At 41.7% G+C, this 20,691-nt stretch carries 17 protein-coding genes; 7 read left to right on the top strand and 10 right to left on the bottom strand.

Annotated elements, in window-relative coordinates; genetic code table 11:
• Positions 1 to 257: 257 nt before the first annotated feature.
• Positions 258 to 2,336 (top strand): TonB-dependent receptor, encoded by a 2,079-nt coding sequence (locus MTO98_RS03560; RefSeq protein ID WP_243485256.1) that lies wholly within the window; start codon positions 258 to 260, stop codon positions 2,334 to 2,336.
• A 222-nt stretch (positions 2,337 to 2,558) separates the two neighbouring features.
• On the opposite strand, the gene MTO98_RS03555 is transcribed toward MTO98_RS03560, so the two are convergent.
• Both MTO98_RS03555 and MTO98_RS03550 read right to left on the bottom strand, forming a co-directional pair.
• Complete coding sequence (locus tag MTO98_RS03555; protein ID WP_243485255.1) at positions 2,559 to 5,117, bottom strand: family 20 glycosylhydrolase; 2,559 nt, start codon at positions 5,115 to 5,117, stop codon at positions 2,559 to 2,561.
• A 186-nt stretch (positions 5,118 to 5,303) separates the two neighbouring features.
• Complete coding sequence (locus MTO98_RS03550) at positions 5,304 to 6,230, bottom strand: cobalamin-binding protein (RefSeq protein WP_243485254.1); 927 nt, start codon at positions 6,228 to 6,230, stop codon at positions 5,304 to 5,306.
• A gap of 178 nt (positions 6,231 to 6,408) precedes the next feature.
• Between MTO98_RS03550 and MTO98_RS03545 the strand changes: the two genes are divergently transcribed.
• Positions 6,409 to 7,032, top strand: coding sequence for a LysE family transporter (locus MTO98_RS03545; RefSeq protein WP_243485253.1), 624 nt, complete (start codon positions 6,409 to 6,411; stop codon positions 7,030 to 7,032).
• Positions 7,033 to 7,114: 82 nt separating this feature from the next.
• On the opposite strand, the gene MTO98_RS03540 is transcribed toward MTO98_RS03545, so the two are convergent.
• The 5 genes from MTO98_RS03540 to MTO98_RS03520 form a co-directional block, all read right to left on the bottom strand.
• On the bottom strand, positions 7,115 to 8,041 hold the full coding sequence (locus MTO98_RS03540; RefSeq protein WP_243485252.1) for a bifunctional riboflavin kinase/FAD synthetase: 927 nt from the start codon (positions 8,039 to 8,041) through the stop codon (positions 7,115 to 7,117).
• A gap of 80 nt (positions 8,042 to 8,121) precedes the next feature.
• The gene (gene truB / locus MTO98_RS03535) at positions 8,122 to 8,853 is read right to left on the bottom strand and encodes a tRNA pseudouridine(55) synthase TruB (protein WP_371825422.1); all 732 of its coding nucleotides are present in this window, start codon (positions 8,851 to 8,853) and stop codon (positions 8,122 to 8,124) included.
• A 270-nt stretch (positions 8,854 to 9,123) separates the two neighbouring features.
• Positions 9,124 to 9,918, bottom strand: a complete 795-nt coding sequence (locus MTO98_RS03530) for an undecaprenyl-diphosphate phosphatase (protein WP_243485250.1) — start codon at positions 9,916 to 9,918, stop codon at positions 9,124 to 9,126.
• 89 nt (positions 9,919 to 10,007) lie between these two features.
• Positions 10,008 to 10,301 carry a DUF3098 domain-containing protein gene (locus tag MTO98_RS03525; protein WP_371825402.1) on the bottom strand — a complete coding sequence of 98 codons (294 nt, stop codon included), beginning with the start codon at positions 10,299 to 10,301 and terminating at the stop codon, positions 10,008 to 10,010.
• Positions 10,302 to 10,391: 90 nt separating this feature from the next.
• On the bottom strand, positions 10,392 to 11,270 hold the full coding sequence (locus MTO98_RS03520) for an ABC transporter permease (RefSeq protein WP_243485249.1): 879 nt from the start codon (positions 11,268 to 11,270) through the stop codon (positions 10,392 to 10,394).
• A 416-nt stretch (positions 11,271 to 11,686) separates the two neighbouring features.
• Here MTO98_RS03520 and MTO98_RS03515 point away from each other — a divergent pair, with 416 nt between their 5' ends.
• Entirely contained in the window at positions 11,687 to 11,890 is a 204-nt protein-coding gene (locus MTO98_RS03515) for a hypothetical protein (RefSeq protein WP_243485248.1), read from the top strand.
• A gap of 119 nt (positions 11,891 to 12,009) precedes the next feature.
• Here MTO98_RS03515 and MTO98_RS03510 read toward each other — a convergent pair whose 3' ends face one another.
• Positions 12,010 to 13,758 carry an ABC transporter ATP-binding protein gene (locus MTO98_RS03510; RefSeq protein ID WP_243487911.1) on the bottom strand — a complete coding sequence of 583 codons (1,749 nt, stop codon included), beginning with the start codon at positions 13,756 to 13,758 and terminating at the stop codon, positions 12,010 to 12,012.
• 216 nt (positions 13,759 to 13,974) lie between these two features.
• Complete coding sequence (gene truA / locus MTO98_RS03505; RefSeq protein WP_243485247.1) at positions 13,975 to 14,769, bottom strand: tRNA pseudouridine(38-40) synthase TruA; 795 nt, start codon at positions 14,767 to 14,769, stop codon at positions 13,975 to 13,977.
• Between the two features lie 129 nt (positions 14,770 to 14,898).
• Between truA and MTO98_RS03500 the strand changes: the two genes are divergently transcribed.
• The 4 genes from MTO98_RS03500 (at position 14,899) to MTO98_RS03485 (ending at position 20,131) form a co-directional block, all read left to right on the top strand.
• A complete protein-coding gene (locus MTO98_RS03500; protein ID WP_243485246.1) occupies positions 14,899 to 15,366 on the top strand; it encodes a DUF4293 domain-containing protein in 468 nt (155 codons plus the stop codon).
• Between the two features lie 136 nt (positions 15,367 to 15,502).
• The gene (locus MTO98_RS03495; protein WP_243485245.1) at positions 15,503 to 17,437 is read left to right on the top strand and encodes an ATP-binding protein; all 1,935 of its coding nucleotides are present in this window, start codon (positions 15,503 to 15,505) and stop codon (positions 17,435 to 17,437) included.
• Positions 17,424 to 18,065, top strand: coding sequence for a response regulator transcription factor (locus MTO98_RS03490; protein ID WP_243485244.1), 642 nt, complete (start codon positions 17,424 to 17,426; stop codon positions 18,063 to 18,065). Before MTO98_RS03495 ends, MTO98_RS03490 begins: the two co-directional genes overlap by 14 nt.
• 203 nt (positions 18,066 to 18,268) lie before the next feature.
• On the top strand, positions 18,269 to 20,131 hold the full coding sequence (locus MTO98_RS03485) for a DEAD/DEAH box helicase (protein WP_243485243.1): 1,863 nt from the start codon (positions 18,269 to 18,271) through the stop codon (positions 20,129 to 20,131).
• A gap of 215 nt (positions 20,132 to 20,346) precedes the next feature.
• On the opposite strand, the gene MTO98_RS03480 is transcribed toward MTO98_RS03485, so the two are convergent.
• Positions 20,347 to 20,667 (bottom strand): hypothetical protein, encoded by a 321-nt coding sequence (locus MTO98_RS03480; protein ID WP_243485242.1) that lies wholly within the window; start codon positions 20,665 to 20,667, stop codon positions 20,347 to 20,349.
• Positions 20,668 to 20,691: the final 24 nt, after the last annotated feature.

Here is a 20,691-nt window from a genome sequence, read left to right as displayed (position 1 = left end):
AAAAAATGAAAGAAAATATTTTTGTAGAGACGCATAATTGCGTCTCCCGAAGGATAGGCCGACTTCAAAAGCGTCTTAGCTGCCGTAAATTGCAAGCGTAAGACGCAAATATGCGTCTCTACATTCAAAAAGTATCGTTTTTAAACAGTCTCTAAGTAGAAGGAAAAGAGCCTGCAACATCAAGATATTTACAAACCTGCTGTATATGTTTATAAGTATAAACACCTATTTTTGACAACGTCCCTGATCATCTACCTATGTTAAAATCATTTACCATTATAATTTTGGTGCTCGCTACCACAATAACAACCTATGCACAAAATAAAATCCCATCTAAAAAAGACACTACTGAACTTAAAACGGTAATTGTAAAAGGCTATCTGAGCGATCAACCGGTTATCAGCGTTCCGGCATCGGTAAGCGTACTTGGCGCGGCCCAGCTCAGGATCCAACCCGATAACTCATTTGTGAATGCATTAAATACTGTTCCGGGGGTACGCACCGAAGAACGCTCGCCGGGGAGCTATCGTTTATCCATCAGGGGAAGTTTACTCCGTTCGCCTTTTGGGGTGCGGGATGTAAAGATCTATTTTGATGATATCCCGCTTACCGACGCAGGAGGCAATAGTTATTTAAATGCTATTGACATAGCCTCTATACAAAAGGTTGAGATCTTAAAAGGCCCCGATGGCAGCTTATTTGGAGCTAATTCGGGCGGGGTAGTGATTCTTAGCCCGCTTAACCGGTATAATGACAGCACTTATATTTCGGCCGGCGTAAATGGCGGCTCATATGGCTTGTTTCATGAAAAAGCAGCAGTACAATTAAAAACCGCTAATTATCTGCTTAATATTAACCAAAGCTTCCAAACCTATCATGGCTACAGGCAAAACAGCGATACGCACCGCAACTACCTGCAACTGGCAGATAGCTGGAACTATAGCGGCAAAAACACTTTAAAAGCGCTGGGTATCTATTCCGACCTTGCCTATCAAACACCTGGCGGTTTAACACTTGCCCAATACAATACAGATCCAACACTTGCCCGTCAGCCTACGCCAACTTTACCCGGTGCCATTCAGCAACGTATAGGTATAACCACCAAAATGTATTTGGGCGGCTTAACTAACGAATATCATTTTAACGACCATATCCGCAACGTGCTGGCGGTATTTGGCAATCATGTTGATTTTGCCAACCCATTCATTACCAATTATGAACAACGCAGCGAAAACACCTATGGCTTCCGCACTTACTTTGAGTTAAGCGGTGATAAAAAACCAAGCCTTGACTGGAAAGTTGACCTGGGTTTTGAATGGCAGCAAACCAATTCGCACATTGCCAATTACGGCAATAACAAAGGCATAAAGGATACTACTCAAACTGTTGATGATATCCACACCAACCAACATTTTGTATTTGTGCGCTATGCTGCCGATGTTTATAAACGCCTGCATATTGAGGCTGCAGTAAGCTTAAACGATTATGGTTATGATTTTAAGAACATATATCCGCTTAACCAAAACGATTTCACCAACCGCAATTTTAGTGCACAATTGATGCCAAGGCTGGCCCTGTCATACCAGATCATTAATGCACTGGCCTGGCGGGCAAGCGTGAGTCGCGGTTATTCAAGCCCTACCACTGCCGAGGTAAGGCCGACCGACAACATCGTAAACACAAGCCTGCAGGCCCAATATGGCTGGAACTACGAAACCGGTTTTCGCCTGCGCAACAGCGATGAAACTTTTATGCTTGATGCTTCGGTTTATTACTATCGTTTAAACAACGCTATAGTACGTCGCCTTAATGCCGATGAAACCGAACATTACATCAATGCCGGCGGTACTAATCAGCTTGGTACCGAAGCCTCGTTATACTATTGGATCATCCGGCCAAGCCGATATGGTTTTATCCGCGGATTACAGTTCAATGAATCATTTACATACAGCCATTTCAGGTTCAGGGATTATGTTGTTACCGATGCTAATTATTCGGGCAATAGCTTAACCGGTGTACCTAAAAACGTATTTGTAAGCAGCGTGCAGATCAGGTTTCCCGAAAACCTGGCTTTGTTTGTACAGCATACATTTACTTCAAAAATTCCGCTTAATGATGCCAGCACTGTATATGCTCCAAAATACAATCTGTTACAGGCCAGGGTTAGCTATCAGCCAATCATCGGTCGTAAAACACACTTTGAAATATTTGCTGCCGCAGATAACCTGCTAAACCAAAAATACAGCCTGGGGAATGATTTGAATGCGGTGGGTAACCGTTATTACAATGCGGCACCGTTAAGAAATTACTCGGTTGGGATGAATTTTATGTATTAATGGCTATCAGACAAAAAAATGTCATTGCGAGGAGGAACGACGAAGCAATCGCATACTATACAGGGCGGATACGCTTCCGTGCGGTTGCCACGCTACGCTCGCAATGACATGTTTTCACAGTTAATAGTAACTGATAAACTTAAAAAGGCCCTGTGTTTTGCTGCGCAAAACACAGGGCCTTTTTCCGGCTTGCAAACTGCAAACCTAAAACTGCAAACTGAGTTACGGATTCAAGTTATTATTCCCTCCCTCGGCAACATTACCCCCCCTGCCTTTAGGATCAAAAGCACGGAATTTAATAACACCACCATTATAATTAACCGGACCCGTATAAACTTTACTTGAGGCATCCGGATCTTTACCATTGGTTGTGTAACGGATAGTTAAGCCGGGAAACTCCACATTACTCAGGTATTTACCATCCTGCAGACTAATACCCGGTTTCGGCACACGATAGTCATAACCGCCATTGTAATAAGTTAAACGTGGTAATTCACGTTTACCTAACACATTCAAAAAGTTTGACCAGGCCACCTGGTATGCTTCTTTACTTTTTGCCGGATCTTTTTCAGTAGCCCAGGCCGGGTCCTGCGCCCAGGCACGTTCAGCTAAACCAAGCAAGCGGGGGAAAATCATATAATCCATTCGCTCAGGGCCTTTAACTGTCTCGGCCCATAATGCGCCTTGCAAGCCTACTATATTACTTTTACCATAGTCGGTTAGGCGTTGCTTGCCGATAAAGATATTCCTGTTTATCGGGTTGCCTTGTTTATCAACATCGGCATTTTTAAAATAATCATACGGGATGAATGAAAAGAACTTATCTATACCCAAAAATGCGCCCCAGTAATAGCCCGGCTCATCAAATGATTTATAGTTGGCCATATCAAAGTACAAGTTGGTAACACAGGTCAATACAACCTTGTAACCGCCATTGGCTAAACGATAGGCCAAATCTTCCTGTCCGGCACCTAATACGTTGTTCCAAACATCAACTTGTAAATGCTCTTTTGTAAAATCAGGATTAGGTACATATGCCGGCTGACCATCCAGCGTGGTTTTACGAAGTGCCATCTCTTCCCAACCCGAAAGCAGGATCCCTTTAGCTTTCAGGATCTCATTAACGCGACCATAAAAATAATACCAAAGATCATTGGTGCTTTGTATTTCAGGATGAGTAGCCTTAAGCGCCGCATAAGCTGGCGATTTTTCCCATACATTGGCAGGCACTTCATCCCCACCAAAATGAATTGTTGGCAGCGGTGCGCCTGCTTCTTTATAAGTACTAATGAGGTCATTAACTACGGCCTCAACAAAGTTATAGGTTGATGGCAGCGATACATCGATCACGTTATCGTTCCAGTATTGTACTGAGCGGTAATCTGATTTATCGTTCTGGTCGTACAACAAATACTTTTCAGCTTCGGCTTTTTTGCCTTCGGCTATCAGGCGGTCATAGCGGGCGTTCATTGCTTTGATGGCTCCGCGGGCATGGCCGGGTGTTTCAATCTCAGGTATTACGGTGATATGGCGATCGCTGGCATATTTCAGGATCTCGATATAATCGGCCCTGGTGTAATAGCCGGTGCCGAAAAGATTGTTAACCTCCGGACCAGAACCATGTGACGGTGGCAAATGATGTTTGCTATCCAGCGTATGGCCCCGTTTTGAAGCAACCGAGGTAAGCTCTGGCAATGATGGAATTTCTATCCTCCACCCTTCATCATCTGTTAGATGCAGGTGCAGTGTGTTCAGTTTATACAGGCTCATAGCCTCCAGCAGTTTCAATACCTGTTGTTTTGATTGAAAGTTACGGGCAACATCCAGCATCACCGCCCGATGCGCAAAACGCGGTGCATCGGCAACCTCTACACATGGAATTTGTACTGAGGATGGTGTTTTGGCCAAGGAACTCGCCGGGATCAGGCTTTTGAATGATTGGATGCCGTAATATATGCCGGTGCTTGTAGATGCACGGATAGTAACAGCAGATGATTTGACACTTAACTCATAAGCTTCTTCGCCCAGGCCGGCTTTGTATTCAAATGAAATGACATTGGCAGAAGATTTAACGGCTTCCTTTTTTCCGAAGATGGCAGCGATGTAATTACGCAAAACCGCGGCTTCTTTGTTAAACCGCGCATCACCAGAGGAAATCCGAACTCCCGGAGAGAACGAAAAACTGCCGTTGCTTAGGCTATAACTTACCGGCGTAGGGAAAACTTTTACTAACTGACCAGCGGGGATATCGGAAACTGTTTTATTTCTGTCATAAACAATTTCGGGGGTTATTAAGCCTTGGTAAGTTGGTTTATAGGGCGTGATATCATATGAGCCGAAAGAGTAGCCTTTTTCAGGAGCATTATCCCAAACCAGGTAAGGGCCTTCAGGAGCATCTGTAATATTCACTACAGGATCATCGCACACAAATTCAATACGGGCGGTTGCGCCGGGTTTAAGGTCTTTAAAACCTGAAGTTGGCGTTATACTGTACATATCGCCGTTAACCTGTTCGATAAGGGCATTATTGCTTACAGCTGCTTTTGTAAAACCACGCCCCGAATTAAAATAAATCTTCCACCCTCCTGCCGGTAAAGTTTCATGACTTTTGTTAGTAATTACCAGGGCAGTAAGGGCTTCATTTTTATTCTGATAGTTGTTGTCCATCACCTGCCAGTTTAGATAAAGCTCGGCAACGTTCGGTTTTTTATCATCATTAATTTTAAACCCGCTGCATACAAAAACAGCAGCGATAACCATCAGCATAAAAATTTTGTTCATAATTGATCCTTTGCCTGAGAGATAGCAGACAAGTAAATATATTACTTTTTAAATTATTTTAATAAGTAATTTAAAGAAGTATTTAGTCTAAAGCACAAAGTCTTAAGTCTACATTTCGGACAAATTACAGTTATCTGTCTACTTTGTTATTTTCTTACTTAACACTTAAAACTTTCGACCTAAGACTCAAAGAGAGAACTTGATCCATCCTTCGCCTTCATACCCAAATATGAACTGTTTCGGGCGGATAATTTCGGCCAGGATCTCAATGGAATCAACGATACGCGGGCCGGGACGATTAAAATATTGGTTACCATCGGCAATATAAAACCTGTCGTTCTTTACTGCTTTGAGTGATGAAAAACCGGGACGGTCAAGCAGCAGGTTGATCTCGCGCATTGTACGTTCTATACTAAAGCCACAAGGCATTACTACGATAATTTCAGGATCCTGCTGCAGGATATCATCCCACTCAATATATGGCGAATGCTTGCCTTCCTGAGCCAATACCGGTGTTCCGCCGGCTATATTTATAAGGCCGGGCACCCAATTGCCAGATATCATTAAAGGTTCAAGCCATTCAATACAAGCAACGGTAGGCTTACTGTCAATAAACTTCAGTTTGTGTTTTATGATATCAACACGTTCCCGCAAATTTTCAACCAGCTCGGCACCTGCCTGCTGTACGTTAAGTGCATTAGCAATGCTGGTAATATCGTTTAGGATATCATCAAGACTATTGGGCTGCAGCGATATAATCTGAGCCTGCTTATCAAGATAGTTTTCCAGCGCCTCTTCAACATCTTTCAGGGATACCGCACAAACATCGCACTGGGCCTGGGTTACAACAACATCAGGAGCGAGAGCTTTGATCTGTTCACGTTTAACGGTATAAACCGAAAGTGCATCGGCCAGGATCTCTTTAACCTTTACATCGATATCGGCACTGCTTAAACCATCAGGAAAATTAGCTTCGGTACATACGGGTAGCTGCTTTACCGACTCCGGAAAATCGCACTCGTGCGAGCGGCCCACTAAATTCTCTTCAAGTCCTAAAGCGCAAATTATTTCGGTGGCGGCCGGCAGTAATGAAACTATTTTTTCTGTTGGCATGTTAACAAATTAAAGATTGCAAATGTAAGGAAGATGAACCGATGTGCAAATGTGCAGATTACAGATGTCAGATTGTTGAACTGGGATGAAAAAATGAAAATCATCTGCACATTTACACATCTGAAATTTGCACATCCACCCATTTGCCAACTTCAATTAACAACCTATCTTTGCTGCGATGATATTTTTGACTTTTTTCATCGGGCTTATAGCTAATTTCATAGGCTATATACCACCCGGCAACATAAACCTGACTTTAGTACAAATCACTATAAACCGTGGCATTAAGGAAGCAGTGCGCTTTATAACCGCATTTTCGGCTGTCGAATTTTTCTTTACTTATTTCATCATGCATGCTGCCCGCTGGCTTTCGGGGCAGTTGAAACTTGGTACCATTATCGATTGGATCATGGTTGTTTTATTTGGTGTGATGGGCTACATCACCTGGATCCATCGTAACGCCCCGCCAAAAACTAACTATTCTGAACATGCCAGTATTAAATATGGGATCCTATTGGGCTTTTTAAACCCTATGCAGGTACCCTTTTGGATGGTTACAGGCACCTACCTTATAACCCATGAGTGGATTCTCGACGGTCGTGTAGCCCTTGTAATTTTCAGTTTAGGTTCGGCAGCAGGCGCATTTCTATGTCTGTTTATCTATGCCAAATTTGCCAAGTACATTCAGGAGCGATTTGCGTTAAGCACCAAACTCATCAATACCAGTATAGCGGTTCTGTTTTTTGCATTTGCTGCATATCATGTTGTGAAACAGATCTATCTATCGTTTTTTAAACATTAGACTGAACCTTGATTTAAAGATTGCCTGATATAATCGATACCAAATTCAAGGTAATCTTTAAATCACTAAAATCATGGTTCCTTTAAAATTCAAGATTCAACACATCCACCTTATCCTGCGCCAGCTGTACTTTTAATTCATCAAGCGATGAAAACTTAACGTCGCCGCGGATATAGTGATGAAATTCCATCCGGATGGTTTGGTTATAGATCTCTTCGTTAAAATCAAAGATATTCACCTCGATATTACGGGTAAGGCCATTCACCGTTGGGCGACTGCCTATATAGGCCATCCCTTTATATTTTTGATCGGATACGATAACCGTAACCGCAAAAATACCATCGCCCGGAATAAGCTTATATTTCTCTTCAACCACAATATTGGCCGTTGGGTAACCAATCTGTCTGCCGATCTGATCGCCCCGAACAACCTTTCCGGTGATGAAGAAAGGGTAGCCTAAAAAAGCATTAGCCAAATCAATATCGCCACTTAACAAAGCGTTGCGGATGCGGGTTGAACTGATAGCTACCTCGTTAATATCCTGCTCAGGAATCTCTACCACATCGAACCCATAAACCGGACCGAGGCGCTGCAAATCTTCAAGGCCGCCCTTCCGGTCTTTTCCAAAACGATGGTCGTAACCTATCACTATTTTTTTTGTACCGATCTTATTTACCAGCACGTCGCGGATATAGCTTTCTGCAGATTGATTAGAAAAGTCTCTTGAAAATGGGGTGATAATAAGGTGATCGACACCAAGCTGATCCATAAGCTCGGCCTTTTCGGCTATGGTGGTTATCAGTTTAAGGCTTTCATCTTCCGGATGCAAGATCATACGCGGATGCGGAAAAAAAGTAAGGATGACCGTTTCGCCGCCTGTGCTTTCGGCCAGTTCCTTAATACCTGATATAATTTTCCGGTGACCAATGTGTACCCCATCAAATGTACCGATGGTGACTACTGCATTGTTTACCGCTGTAAATTCGTCAATATTATTATAAACCCTCATTAATGATATGAGTAAAACACAAAGTTAATTTTTAGTTGATGGGATTAACAACCGGAGTGTTTGCGCTTTGTAAATTTCTTTTACCGTGCTGTATGCACATCTGATACTTTTAATTCCCTTACAGTATTTACCAGCTCCATCACCTCCCAGGCATCTTCAATTTTGAAATTGCCACTGCGCGTACGCCTTAATTTTGACAGATAAGCCCCGTTATTCAAAGCAGCTCCAAAATCATTCACCAATGAGCGAATATAGGTACCCTTGCTGCACACTACCCTGAAATCAACTTCGGGCAGTTCAATACGGGTTAGCTCAAATTCCATTATGGTTACGTTACGCAGCTTTAGCTCCACATCTTCGCCGCGGCGTGCCTTTTCGTACAAGCGCTCACCATCAACTTTTATGGCTGAGTGTGCCGGAGGATATTGCTGGATGTCGCCGATAAACTGTCCGCAGTTATTACGCAGCATTTCTTCGGTCAGTTGGCTGATATCGAAACTTTTGTCGGGCCCGGTTTCCATATCATATGATGGCGTTGTTGCGCCTAATACCATAGTACCGGTATATTCCTTTTCTTCGGCCTGGAAAGTATCTATCTGCTTGGTCATTTTACCGGTACAGATGATGAGTAACCCTGTAGCCAGTGGGTCAAGTGTGCCCGCATGGCCTACCTTAAGTTTTAACGGCTTAAACGAATTACGAAGTTTGCCAACCACATCAAAGCTTGTCCATTGGTATGGCTTGTTAACTAACAACAGCTGGCCTTCAGCAAATTCTTCTATTTTGGTGTACGTGTTCTTCAAATCTTTTATTTACCCGGATCAAATTATCCGCTTTTTGGCAAAGGTACGATTTTAGGATTGATTGAAGGAGGGAGGGAAATTGCGTATAAAACTAACATTCAACACGTGGCACCTATGGAGTCTAAATCACTCCGGCTTAGGCTATAAACAACCTTAATTTCTTCGGCTCTACAGGAGCTGCGTCTTTTAAAATCGATCTCCTTAAATTACAACGCCGGATCATCATCTTTAAATAAGGATGATGATCCGGCGTTTTATAAAATTAATATCTCAGTAATTCTATATCGTTTGCAGTGGATGGCCGCTATATATCAAGCCGATAATGATAGCACCTATAACAATACGGTACCAACCAAACAGTTTAAATCCTTTGCGTTCAAGAAAAGTAATAAAGGTTTTAATAGCCAGCATAGCCACAATAAATGCTATAACGTTGCCGATAGCCAATAATTTAATTTCTTCGCCGGTAAAAACATGCCCGTCTTTATGGAAATCAAGCAGTTTCTTTGCAGTCGCAGCAAACATAGTAGGCACCGCTAAAAAGAAAGAAAACTCGGCTGCAGCAGTACGGCTCAGCTTTTGACTCATCCCGCCAACTATAGTAGCCGCCGAACGTGAGGTACCCGGAATCATGGCGAGGCACTGAAAAAAACCTATTTTAAGAGCTGTCAAATTGCTGATTTCCTTTTCTTCTTTAATCACCGGCTTGTTAAACCATTTATCAACAAATAACAAAATAATGCCGCCTACAAAAAGCGTAATACCTACGGTAAGAGCGCTCTCCATTAACGCGTCGATCTTTTTACTAAATAAAAAGCCGAACACGGCAGCAGGGATAAATGCTATAAATAATTTTAAATAAAAATTAACCGATTGCAAAAACCTTTTCCAATATAATACCACTACTGATAATATGGCGCCTAATTGTATGGCAACGGTAAAAAGCTTAACAAATGGATCGGAAGCTATGCCCATAATTGATGAGGCAATAATCATGTGTCCTGTCGACGAAACAGGCAAAAATTCAGTTATCCCTTCAATTATTGCAAGGATAATAACATGGATGAGATTCATTGGAAATTTAAGGGGTTGAGGTAGAGGTATATGTTATTTACAGCAGGTTGCTTAAACAAACCTGCTGTAAAAATCAGCATAATACTTTATTAATTAGCCGATGGCTTTTTAAGAATAGCGAAGAATCCTAAAGCAAAGCCTCCCAAAACTACAATTGGGGCTACAACTATTTTAGTAGTACTGTAAATATCTGTAGTGCCAGACATCAGCACAAAGCCCAAAGCAACAACAGCCACACTGATGATCAGCATACGGTAATTGCTTTTATCAAATATGAATTGTACCTGTTGCACCGGCGCAGTAGCTTTTGCAGCACCTGCTGTTGCCGGCGAAGCTGTGGCAGCTGTTTTTACAGGAGCGGTTGGTTTAAATTTTTGTGCCATATATTTTTAATGATTGAATTATCGAGTTAATTAATTATTGACTTAAAGCCCTGGCAAAACCTTTCAGTTTTAACCTTTTGCCTTTATCCTCTATCTGTACAGATCGTATATTTTTAAACGTAAAAACTTGTTAACTGCTAAAAAGGTACTAAAGCCCGATATAAAAATACCCAGGCCAACAACACCTAAAAACACTATACCAAACTCAGTGTAGTTTTGTAAAAACACCAGGTCGGGTACATTATCGTAAGCTACATATAAGGTACCTATTAGCAGGATAATGGCAATCAGTCCGCCTAATAAACCATGCCAGATACCGTACAACAAAAACGGCTTACGGATAAAGCCTTTGGTTGCCCCAACCAGCTGCATTGATTTGATCAGGAACCGTTGCGAGTAAATGGCCAACCTTATTGTATTATTGATCAGCGCTACCGAAAGCACCACAAAAATACCGGCAAATGTAAGAATGATCAAACTGATGGTTGTCACATTCTGGTTCATCTGATCAACAAGTGATTGCTGGTATTTAACCTCTTTTATCAAGGGGTTTTTAAGCAGTTCGGCTTTAAACTTTTCAATGTCTTTATTATTGGCGTACTCTGCTTTCAGGTAAACATCAACAGATTGCGACAGCGGATTATAACCTAAAAACTTCACAAAGTCTTCGCCAAGATCTTTTTGCAGGTTACGGGCGGCAAGCTCTTTACTCACATACTGGGTTTGCTTTACTATTATGTTGCCATCCAATTGTTTTTGAAGCTGCAGTACATCACTTTCGTGGGCAGCATCATCAACAAAAATATTAAGCACTATATTTTCTTTAACATAGCTCGAGATATTTTTAGCATACACCAGTATTAAACCCAACAATCCTACCATTAAAAGCACCATGGCAATACCAAATACAGTTGAAATGTATATGGTTTTTGTTTTTTTTGAGGATGCGCTTGCTTCAAATTCTTCCATTTACTTTTGTTAGATGTGAGATATTAGACCTGAGATTTGAGATAGCCTGCCCTCTCATGTTAACATCATATTTGTGCGAAAATAAGAAACCCACCCTAAAGGTAAAAGTTTATTGCTTATAAATATGTTTAATAACAACTTACCTTAACATATTTAACATTTATTAACAGCTAACCGTTGATTTTTTGATTTCGTTGATTGCGTTGATTTTTTATCTGAACTCGAATTAAACGAATTATATAAATTACAGAATTTGTTTTTGCATTCGACAATTCCTTAATTCAAAAAATTCCGGTTCAGACAAAATCCGCTAAATCAGACAAATCCCATCAAATCCTGGTTCAGACAAATTAAACTGTTAATTCTGATATAAATCTGGAGTTAAACAAAGCGCCATTGCTATTGTTATTAAAACTATGACAAAGCCAGCAAACGAAAAAGATAAGCCTTCGCCATCAGATACACCAACCCACAGGCCGGCTGATGATGGCCACAAAAGCAAGGTACATAAAGAAGATAAACAATATCATGCTGATAATCCTCATGGCGGCGATATCGCCAAAAAGCATGAAAAAGAAGAGCAGCCGGTGCATTCGGTTAAGAGTGTACCGAAGAAATAGCTTAGTATTTTAAATGTCATTGCGAGCGATAGCGTGGCAACCGCATACTATACAGAGCGGCCATGCTTCCGTGCGATTGCTTCGTACCTCGCAATGACATGGTTTTATATATCCCAAACTCACCTCGCAATCCCTGCCGAATTAAACTGCAGGTCATATAACTTACGGTAGTGGCCGTTCTCAATTTTTAGCAACTCCTGGTGTGTACCCATTTCCATGATCTCGCCGTGGTCAAGTACGATGATCCTGTCGGCATTTTGAATGGTTGAGAGCCTGTGGGCTATCACTATGGCTGTACGGCCCTCCATTAGTTTATTGATGGCATTCTGGATCAGGATCTCCGTTTCAGTATCAACAGACGAAGTTGCCTCATCCAAAACCAAAATTGCCGGATTATAAACCAATGCCCTGATAAAAGAGATCAGTTGCGATTGCCCTGCCGAGAGCGTTGAGCCGCGCTCCATCACATTATAATCGTATCCGCCGGGTAACCGCTCAATAAAATCATGCGCACCAACATCTTTGGCAGCGGCTATAATTTGATCGCGGGTGATGGCAGGATTATTCAGGCTGATGTTATTGGCAATGGTATCGCTAAATAAAAAAACATCCTGTATCACGGTAGCTATTTGCGAACGCAGATAGCTAACATCATAATCATGAATATCATGCCCGTCTACCCTAACACATCCTTTGCCTATTTCATAAAAACGGTTCAGGATATTAATGGTTGATGATTTACCAGCACCGGTAGCACCAACCAAAGCCAATGTTTCACCGGGTTTAATATGAAAGTTGATGTTTTTGAGCACCCAGTTTTCATCATTATAGGCAAACCAAACTTTGTCAAAACTGATATCGCCCTGCAATCTGCCTGTGGTAAGTGTACCTTTATTTTCGGCCACCTCGTCGGTATCCAATACTTTAAAGATCCTGTCGGCACCAACCATACCCATTTGCAGGGTATTAAATTTATCAGCTAATTGACGGATAGGCCTGAACAGCATGTTGAGCAGTACGATAAAACTGGTGATCAAACCTGGTGTAATACCTTTACCAGATGCCGTAATGGTCATCATTTGACTATCAGACAACATGCGCTTACAGCCATACCAAACCAGCAACCCCATGCATATAGCAAACAGAATTTCGACCACCGGAAAAAATATCGAGTAATACCAATTTGAGCGGATGTTGGCATCCCGGTATTTTTCGTTCACCGCTTTAAACTTGCGCATTTCCTGGTCTTCGCGGGCAAATATCTGGATCACACTGATGCCCGAAATATGCTCGGCCAAAAAGGTATTGAGCCGGGCTACCTGGGTACGCACCTCCTGAAACGATGATTTGATGGCCTCTTTAAATACATAAGTTGAAGCAAACAAAAAAGGCATTGGTATCAGGGTGATCAGGGCCAGTTTCCAGTCTTGCCAAAGCATATAGCCAATCACGGCCACAACCAGCAGCATATCACCCATGATAGAGATCAGCCCTTCCGAAAAAATATCAGCAATAGTTTCCAGATCGGAAACTGTGCGGGTTATCAGCATACCAATCGGAGTGCGGTCAAAGTACTTCAGCCTCAGGCTGGTGATATGATTAAAAATATCGATCCTTAAATCGCGGATGACATACTGGCCAAGCGCGTTGGTTGAGTAAGTTTGATAATACTGAGCAATGGTTTGAATAATAAGCTGGGCTATCATGATCTCAACCATAAAAACCAAACCGTTGTAATCATCGTTCAGGATATTAACATCCAGCGTACGTTGAATCAAAATAGGCTGCAGCAAAGCATTGGCAGCTATAAAAATGGTCAGGAAAGTAGCTATAACAAACGTTCTGTTGTAGGGCTTAACGTAATGCATTACCCTGCCAAGTAGCTTCCAGTCAAGGGCCTTTCCGGTTACGCCCCCCCCGCCCCCTGAAGGGGGTGCTGCTTGTTTGATCGCTTCCCCATTCGTTGATGTTGAAGCTTCTTGCTTAGTATCTTTTTTTTCTTTAGCCACTATTTCAAAGTTAAAGTATAATTTATATATCATCCAATCTCACCAACCCTCCGCCATCGTTCGCCCTTCAGGGGGTTAGGGGGCTAATGGAGTGCCAAGCTGATAGGGATATTTAACCTCGGTCAAATACAATCCGCAGGCGGGTACACTTGTACCTGCGTTTGAACGGTTTTTACTTTCAATAATATTACGGATGCCTTCGGGCTTCATTTCTTCCCTGCCAATCGTCATTAATGTCCCTACTATGGCACGTACCATGTTACGCAAAAACCTATCGGCAGTTATATGGAAAACTATTCCGTTTTCAGTTTTCACCCATTCGGCACGGGTTATTTTACAATTATTGGTTTTAACCTGGGTATTTGACTTGCTAAAACAACTAAAATCAATATATTCCATCATGACAGCCGCCGACTGGTTCATCAGGTCAAGATCGGGCATATCACGTAATTGCCACGAAGCCCCGTGCAAAAAAGGATCTTTATTAAAGTGGATGTGATATTGATAAGAGCGTGCAGTAGCATCAAACCGGGCATGTGCATCAGCATGAACAGGGATAACGTTTTTTATGGCAATATCGTAGGGGAGCAGGGCGTTTAGCCCCCCCCGCCCCCTGAAGGGGATGCCTTCTAATGCGCTTACTCCCCCTTCAGGGGGTAGGGGGGCATCAAAATGTGCGAAGAACTCTTTGGCATGTACACCGGTATCAGTACGGCCACAGCCTGTTGTTTCTATTGGCTGCCGCAATATGGTACTCAGGGCCTTGTTCAATAGTTCCTGTACACTTACAGCATTTTGCTGCACCTGCCAGCCGTGGTAGGCAGTACCGTTATAAGCCAGTTCAATAAAATAACGCTGATTGGTGTTCACGATGGCAAAGTTAATAATCTGCCGCCGATGGCGGGTTCATAATTTGGTCATAGTATTTCAGCGCTGCAACAAATCGGCTACACTCTATAACCAAAACAATTATATTTGCCCATATAATAATTTAATATCATGCTTCAACGCATCCAAAGCATCTACCTTTTGTTCGCCAGCCTTGTGCTGTTTGCACTTTTCTTTTTTCCGCTTGCCCACAACATTTATATAAATGATAAACCTTCCAGTATAATGGTTACAGGCATTTACCAGGATGTGAACGGCGTACAACAACATACCCAAACGTTTGTGGCGCTTACTGCTATTACAGCTATTGTGGCCCTTGTTCCATTGGTTATTATCTTTTTATATAAAAATCGCAAGCAGCAAATAGCCTTTTGCTACAGTGCTATACTTGTACTTATTGGCTATAGCTTTTGGATGGCACAAACCGTTAAAGGCACAGCAGGCAACATTACCCTTGATACACACTCCATGGGCATTGGCCTGTTCCTTACTTCACTAAGCATCATATTGATCATCTTTGCACAAAAAAGCATCAAAAAAGATGAGAAGCTGGTAAAATCTGCCGACAGGTTGAGATAAGAAATCTTATCCTATACGTTTTTATGAATGTCCTTGGCGTTATTTAAACGCTTTTTCATTAAGTTGTTCGCAATTACCTGTTAACAGGTATTAGTAAATATATCAAAACTGCTAATTTTACTGATGAACAAACCTAATGAACAGGCTATTAAAACCCGCCAAACTTAAAGGCCTTATCTTTTCATGGCTGATATTATCCTGCTTTCTGGCTTCGGCACAGCGGGTGGATACATTGTTCATTAAAGGCCCGATAAACGATTACCTGAGTAATTATTATACATGGTTTAAGGATGGCAGCCGTAAACTTTCGCCGGCGGCAGTATTTGATAGCTTAAAAGCAGGCAGGTTTACAGAAACTAAGGGTATAAGTTCCTTTAACCAGGGTTTTACCAACAGTAGTTACTGGCTTGCTGTACATGTAAAAAACGATACAACCTATCGTTTACCAATTTTATGGAGCTTTTACAATAACAACATTACCTTCAGCCTTTACGAGGCTAATAAAAACAAAGATTCACTTATTTATGTGGGTAGTTCCTCAAGCCTTGACCCGCTTGATAAACGGCCATATCCTGTACGCAGTACATCATTCAAAATAGTACTCCAACCCCACGAATCGAAATTACTATTGGTTAAAGCCGAAACTTTCAATGCCGATAATATCTACTTCCCTACTGATATCACTACTGTTGAGGATTATTTAGATTGGGAAACACACTACTCCTTTTTAATAGGCAAGTTTATAGGCTATTTTTTGTTTGCGCTGGTCTTTAACATCCTGCTTTGGCTTGCATTAAAAAATAGCATCCACCTTTGGCATGCGGCATATGTGCTCACGCTTATCGGCTTCAACCTCAACGAGTTTTTATTTGATTCATTTACCTTTCCCGACTGGATATACAACCTTTGGGTGCTTTTACCAAAATCCCTGTTCCTACTGTTGCCGGTGTACCTCTCTTTCAATATTTTTCAGCTTTTTGTAAATCAAAAACAGGAATTCCCGCTGTTTTACCAAATCTTCAGGGCGTACAAAATCATGGCTCTTGTGGCGTTGGCAATTGTACTATTTAACTCATTTGCGCTCCCGGCCAATAACCAATTTGCATCTATCGGCCGGCAGGCTGCCTATTATTTATCATTTTCGGGGCTATTACTGCTGGTGCTTAATATTATTGCCGGAATCATCAGGCGGCATTACTACACTATTCTTTATTCCATCTCTACTATTTTTTTATTGATGGCATTTCTTGATTTTATATTAAACACATTGCAGGTTGGTCAACTGTTTTTTATTGAACCCGGCAACATCACTATCGCCTTCACTTTCGAGATCCTGGCACTCACTGTTATGTTTGTATTTAAATATAAAGACGAAAAAAACAACAGTATCCGGGCACTCAATGAAACTGTGATACTGCGCAAAAGCTGGGCGCAGGAAATCATTAAAGTACAGGAGAGCGAACGGGAACGTATTGCCCGCGATCTGCATGACGATGTTGGCGCTACCCTGAGCACGTTGAAACTGCACCTGAGCAATACGCCTGATAAAGTGCGGGATAAACAGGAAACAGCAGATTACCAGCGTACAATGGAACTTATCTCCAAAATAACAGATGATGTACGGGTAATAGCACATGACCTGTTACCTCACGATTTTATTAACGATGGCCTGTTTTTTTCATTGCAAAACCGCATAGATGAACTAAACTACAATGGCAAAACAAGGTTTCAGCTGGTTATTGAGGGTGATGAAAAATCAATAGACCGCACTACGGCTATGATCATTTACCGGATCATCAACGAATTGATAACCAATATCATCAAACATTCAGATGCCAGCGAAGCATCGGTTCAGCTGGCTCTGCTTGATACCTACATCCAGATCATTATTGAAGATAACGGCATTGGTATGAACAATGTCACCAACAAAAGTGGCATAGGGTTAAGGAACATAGCCAAGCGGGTTGAATTTCTGAATGGTATCATTCATATCGACAGCGGCAATAATGGTTCAACCTTTATAATTACCATACCTGTTTTAAAAACCGACGAGGCAAATGATAACAAATAGAGACACCATAAACATCATTATTGCAGAAGATCATCCCACCTTTTCATTTGGGGTGGAGCAATCATTGGCCAAAGTACCCAATATGCAAATTATTGATAAGGTGCTTAACGGCAAACAGCTTTTGCAACTGCTCAATATCAAAAAGCCCGATCTGATACTGATGGATGTGCTAATGCCGCACATGAACGGCATTGAAGCGGCCGTGCAGATCAGGAAAAATTTCCCTTCCATCAAAATCATCTTTATATCGATGTATGAGGAAAGTTCTATAATTAAGCAATGTATGCTATATGGCGATGGTTACATCCCAAAAGCTTCAACTACCGAAGAGCTCATCAACGTTATTAATACAGTTATTGATGGTAACACATATTTTCATCATGCCAAGCCCTTGATATTTAAGCAACCATATAATGATGACCTCATCAAAAAATACAAACTTACCAAACGGGAGATCGAACTCATTCAGTTGCTTAAAAACGGGCTTACAACTAAAGAAATAGCCAATAAACTTTTTTTAAGCAGCCTCACTATCGAAACTCATCGCAAAAATATTTTCCGTAAGCTGGAAGTAAAAAATATCACCGAACTGATAGTTTTTGCTTTAAATAATAAAATTGTAAGCTAAAAAATTGTGAAACAAGGTTTAAAAAAGAAGCGGATGCATTGCAAAATCAATAATTAACTTATTTTTTTTCAATCAATTAACACCAAATTCACAATAAAACAACAAAGCATCAATTCATATTGATTTCACTATTGTAATTACAAAACATTAACACTATCTTTGCGCCCGATTTGACGATGTTGTCAAATTCGTTATTTTAATTCATGAACAACCCATTTATTGAACTGGGAATCCGTCATGATATTGTTAATGCCATCTCTGAGTTAGGATTTGAAAATCCTACACCAATCCAGGAGCAGTCAATCCCGGTATTGTTAACAGGCAGCAACGATTTTGTCGGATTAGCCCAAACCGGGACCGGAAAAACTGCTGCCTTTGGCCTACCACTGTTGGAACTGCTTGATTTCGAAGAAAATCATCCACAGGCACTTGTTTTATGCCCAACACGCGAACTTTGTTTACAAATCGCGAACGACATTAAGAATTACGCCAAAAAAATGAACAACGTACACGTTGTTGCCGTTTATGGTGGTGCAAGCATTATGGATCAGTTACGCCAGATCAAACGCGGCGTGCAGATCGTAGTTGCTACACCTGGTCGTATGCTTGATATCATAAACCGTAAGGCTATCGACTTTTCGGCTGTGAAGTATGTAGTATTGGATGAGGCTGACGAAATGCTCAATATGGGCTTTCAGGAAGACATTGATAGTATCTTATCTACCACACCCGAAGAGAAAAAAACCTGGCTATTCTCGGCCACCATGCCTGCAGAAGTTAGGCGGATTGCCAAAAAGTACATGGATAATCCGTTTGAGCTTACCATGGGCGCAAAAAACACCGGCAATGCCAATATCGAGCATGAGTACTACATAGTACGTGCCCGTGACAAGTATGCCGCATTTAAACGTATTGTTGACTTTAACCCTGACATTTTTGGTATCGTATTTTGCCGTACTAAAATTGAAACCCAGGAAATTGCTGAATCACTGATCAAAGACGGTTATAATGCCGATTCATTGCACGGTGACCTTTCACAGCAACAACGCGATAAAGTAATGAAACGCTACCGTGAGCGCAGCCTGCAATTGTTAATTGCTACTGACGTTGCAGCCCGTGGTATCGACGTTAACGACGTAACACACGTTATTAACTATTCATTACCTGATGAAATTGAAAATTACACTCACCGTAGCGGTCGTACAGCCCGTGCAGGTAAAACAGGTGTATCAATCTCTATCGTAAACGCTAAAGAATTAGGTAAGATTCGCCAGATTGAGCGTGTTATTGGTAAAAAGTTTGTAAAAGCCGAAATCCCTACAGGTTTTGACGTTTGCGAAAAACAATTATTCTCTATAGTTCACAAAGTACACAACGTAACTGTAAACGAAGAGCAAATTGATCAATACTTACCACGTATTTACGAGGAATTTAAAGATTTCACTAAAGAGGATTTCATTAAACGCTTTGCTTCAATTGAGTTTAACCGTTTCCTTGATTATTACAAAAACGCTCCCGACCTGAATGCCAGCGTTGAAGAAGGCCGTAACAGGTTTGAAGATCGTGGCGAACGCGGTAACGGCGTACGTGGCAACTTTACCCGTTTATTTATAAACTTAGGTTCAGTTGACGAATTTAACCGCGGCGATTTGCTGGGTTACATTTGTAACACCACCAAAATAAGCGGTCGTACCGTAGGTAAGATCGATGTTAAAGGTGTGTACTCTTTCTTTGAAGTGCAGAACGAAGACGTTGATAAAGTGATGGCCAGCTTTAAAGAAGCCGAACATAAAGGTCGTCCTGTAAGGATAGAAATTTCAGGAGAAGGTACCAGTGATAACCGTGGTGGCGGTGAGCGCCGTGAAGGTGGATATCGCGGTGGCGAACGTCGTGAAGGCGGTGGTTACCGTGGCGGAGATCGTCGCGAAGGCGGTTACCGTGGTGGCGAACGTCGTGAAGGCGGTGGCTACCGTGGCAGCGAAAAGCGCGAACACAGTGGTGGTGGTTTCCGTGATTTTTCCGGCAAACCTCGCGAAGATCGCCCTGAACGCAGAAGGAGATTTTAATTTACAAACCACCGGGTGGGTTTTAAGTCCGGAGTCGAAAGTCTTGAGTTCAAAGTAGAAAAGCGATGAACTTTAGACTTAGAACTTACGACTTGAGACTTAAAACTCACAGGGTGGTTTTCATGAGCTTCCTTTAGTAAGAAGCATTAGTTTTAGTTTAGTTTTGTTAACAAAGCCTTTTAACCGCTGCATACGGGAATAAAGGCTTTTGTTGTTTAACGGCTAAATTCAACAATATCCGAATCAGGATAACAAAGCGTCAGTTTACCATCGGTAAGTTCCTTAATGCAAAACTTAGTATAAGGCCTGCTCCCTTGATATGAGGTGTAAATGGTATCATTTTTTACAAAATAATCTTCTTTACTGGCCTGTCCGTCATCCATAATAAAATTCTTGTCGGTTATGGAAAGTTTGGTTGAACCATCTTTTGATTTCCAGTTACCTTCCAGTTGTTTATTGGGTGCCGGTGCGGTTGAACAAGAATATATCAGTAATATACCTGCAACTGCAGCAAATATCGGAGCAAACTTTTTCATGACGGATCAGGATTTTAAAACGGC

This window comes from Mucilaginibacter sp. SMC90 (assembly GCF_022811725.1).
GTDB lineage: Bacteria > Bacteroidota > Bacteroidia > Sphingobacteriales > Sphingobacteriaceae > Mucilaginibacter.
The sequence above is the reverse complement of the archived record's forward strand: the minus strand, read 5'-3'. Positions and strand labels throughout refer to the sequence as shown.